This window comes from Klebsiella sp. EMBS2024 (genome assembly GCF_036233805.1).
GTDB classification, from domain to species: Bacteria; Pseudomonadota; Gammaproteobacteria; order Enterobacterales; family Enterobacteriaceae; genus Klebsiella; species Klebsiella pneumoniae.
The window spans coordinates 1,715,170-1,715,650 of the sequence record NZ_JAZARW010000001.1; positions in this window are offsets into that span (position 1 = coordinate 1,715,170).

Sequence of the window (481 nt, forward strand, 5' to 3'; positions counted from 1 at the left end):
CCGTAGGCCGGGTAAGGCGNAGCCGCCACCCGGCGAAATNNCGGCACAACCGGAAATGTCCCTGTTCGCACTATGTTTGGCAGGACCACAACGTTTGGCAGGGCTACAACTTCTATGTTAATTCCGGNCAGATTGCGCTCCCGGTTGATCTTCTGCGTTNTGTCTCNTATGGCGCAGGGAGCGCACAGGGGGCGGCCAGTCGCCGCCGCCCCCTGTANCCCCGGGCTCCGGCCAGCAAAATCGCCNCTGCGNGGTNNCTTCGNNTTATCCCTGCAGGCTGCGGGTCGGGCCGAGGCAGCGTCCCTGCAAAACACGGCCCTCAGCCCGCATCCATGCGGGCTGCCCCGGCCTTCCGGGAACGTCTCAGCGATTTTGAGNCCGCCAGCACCGGCAGTTTCAGTCGCGCAANTGGNTAAATGAGTGACAGGCCGCACGAACCCCTGGCCGGGTAAGGCGNAGCCGCCACCCGGCGAAATGGCGG